This is a genomic window from Flagellimonas oceanensis (assembly GCF_003992595.1).
In the GTDB taxonomy this organism is placed as follows: domain Bacteria; phylum Bacteroidota; class Bacteroidia; order Flavobacteriales; family Flavobacteriaceae; genus Flagellimonas; species Flagellimonas oceanensis.
The window spans coordinates 1,201-2,166 of the sequence record NZ_RZNA01000046.1; the positions used below are offsets into that span (position 1 = coordinate 1,201).

Below are 966 nucleotides of genomic sequence, written 5' to 3' on the forward strand. Positions count from 1 at the left end.
TATCCCGATGATGTACCCCTTGCAGTTCTCGCCGATGTGCGCGGCCCAGGAGATGAACTTCTCGCTGCTCCATTCGCTGACGAACCTGTGGTGGGAGGGCATATGTTCCGCTGCGGTGGTATAGCCGTAGCGTTGCCTCTTTCTTTCATGGACGGCCAAACGTTCGTGCCTGTGGTATATCTCCACGAAGCTGTCCGTGTAGACGATCTTCACCTGTTTGCCGATGTGCCTGTAGGGAACACTGTAGTAGTGCTTGTCCCTGCCAAGGTAGATATGGCTGTTCTTGTGGACCGTTCCCTTTGCATAAGATCTTATCTCATATCGTTTCAAGGGAAGGGGACCGAGCTCCGGCACCTCCACTTCCCGGAAGAGGGAACACCTGGAGTATTCCCTTCCCCTGAAGGAAATATTGTTATGGGCCCTTAGCAGTTCCAGGATGGCCCTGTTGATCTCGCCCACACTGTGGAAGGTGCTGTTGCGCAAAGGGGCGAACACCCTGGTATAGACAATGCGCACCGCGTTCTCCACGATGGCCTTGTCCCTTGGCCTGTAGGCCCTTGTCGGCAGCACGGCGGTATCGTAATGCTCCGCAAAATCGGCAAAGGCCTCGTTGACCTTCGGCTCGTAACTGCTGCTCTTGGTGACTGCCGACTTCAGGTTGTCGGTCACCAGGGCACGGGGGACCCCGCCATAGAACCACAGTGCGTTCTCGGTACATCGCATGAAGTCCTCCAGTTTCTGGCTCCGACAGGCCTCCACGTAGGTGTAATGGCTGCTGCCCAGTACGCACAGGTATACCTCGAGTTCCTGGATCTCTCCCGTATATTTGTCCGTTATATGGAGCTTTTTGCCCGTAAAATCGATGAAGAGCTTGTCGCCCGCCTTATGGGTGAAGTGCATCACTGGCGATGTCTCCTTTGTCCATTCACGGTACCAGTACCTGAACTGGGAGAGCTTGAACCCGTC

Annotated in this window: 1 protein-coding gene; it reads right to left on the reverse strand. The window is 55.2% G+C overall.

Annotated features, from left to right (window positions below; genetic code table 11):
• The coding region (istA, locus tag EO132_RS13015; RefSeq protein ID WP_127138279.1) for an IS21 family transposase at positions 1-966 on the reverse strand (966 nt) is incomplete at both ends.